At 31.7% G+C, this 1,249-nt stretch carries 2 protein-coding genes; both read left to right on the forward strand.

Annotation, left to right across the window (positions count from 1 at the left end; all coding sequences use genetic code 11):
* Nucleotides 1-423: 423 nt before the first annotated feature.
* Nucleotides 424-576, forward strand: coding sequence for a YqbF domain-containing protein (locus KI356_RS27725; RefSeq protein WP_212937065.1), 153 nt, complete (start codon nucleotides 424-426; stop codon nucleotides 574-576).
* A 170-nt stretch (nucleotides 577-746) separates the two neighbouring features.
* Nucleotides 747-1,181, forward strand: coding sequence for an exosporium protein ExsC (gene exsC / locus KI356_RS27730; protein ID WP_212937066.1), 435 nt, complete (start codon nucleotides 747-749; stop codon nucleotides 1,179-1,181).
* Nucleotides 1,182-1,249 lie beyond the last annotated feature (68 nt).

The following is a 1,249-nucleotide window of genomic DNA, read 5'->3' on the forward strand; positions in this document are numbered from 1 at the left end:
TATAAAAGCTGACTTCCCTTTAGAAATCAGCCTTTACACATTATTCACCTTTAAATTCTTTACAAATTTTTATAACGTTTCTTTCTCCTCTTCATTTCCGGAAACTAAATTCCCTAAAGCATCCGCAGTCACTTCAACTACAAATTCACAAATCCCTGCTACAACTTCTCCAATTACTTCTTCCATCTTTATACCCCCTTGTTTTATGGAACTTATTTGTAGTATAGAAGATATTGGTTAATTTTAACTATCGGAAAAGGTGACAAAAACATTACAAATTTGTAAGCAATTTCAATGTCTTGTTATGTTTATCATTTTCAACAGAAAACTCCTATCCTTTGAAACTTTAAGTATTATTAACAGTCAGATAGGCCATCATAATATAAGGTAAGTACGAATCCTAATTTAGAGGAGGTGTGTAAAATATACTACGTAAAATTAATTAAAGGTCAATCTTTCTATGCTTTTGATCATCGTTTCTTAATATCTCAAGAAGAAGCGGTTTCGGAGAAAATTTTTAATTACTTATGCCGTAATGAATTCTTTGAAGTACGTAAAGAAGAACATTCTGCCTAAAATATAAATAGCATCAAGAAGTAATTCACACAATTGTGATTTATTTTTGATGCTTTTATATGATTTCCCTATATTCAATATTATTTTTCAATTCTAGCAATTTTTTCTAGCATATGTCCAAGCTAATTCATCGTTACCTTCATATTTTAGTATATGAGGAGGTGACGAACATGACTCATATCATTGATTACCAAGCTACTCAGCCTATAAGTAAAACGGGTGAAACGACTTTTGTAATTCCCCATTCCCCAAACAAAGCAATTCTAGCTAATATTAAATTAAAAATTTCAAGAAGAGATTCACGTAATAATCGAGTAGAATTAATTGCTACAGTTGGAGTTGAAGGTATAACTGAGATTTCACAAGTTTTATTCCGAATTTTCCGTGACAATACAGAAATCTTCAACGCTCAAGTAGGGATTGAATCTACAGATTCTGAGCAATTCTACGCACAAACATTTCAAGCTATAGATCAAAATGTTAGCTGCGGGACTCACGAATATTCATTAACTGTAGAAAACCTTACTAGTGGTGCAAGTGCAGACGTTGTTGGTCCACTATCTTTTAGCGGTTTAGCTATTGGACAAGATCATAAGTGTTGCTAAGTAAATTTATTGTTTAATTTTGTATTTCAAAAAAAGCGAGACGTAGTATATACGTCTCTTATACACAT

It is taken from the genome of Bacillus hominis, assembly GCF_018332515.1.
In the GTDB taxonomy this organism is placed as follows: Bacteria; Bacillota; Bacilli; order Bacillales; family Bacillaceae_G; genus Bacillus_A; species Bacillus_A hominis.

Excerpts from the sequence above, each read along its gene's own strand:
- exsC (WP_212937066.1), top strand. The coding sequence starts at position 747 with ATGACTCATATCATTGATTACCAAGCTACTCAGCCTATAAGTAAAACG.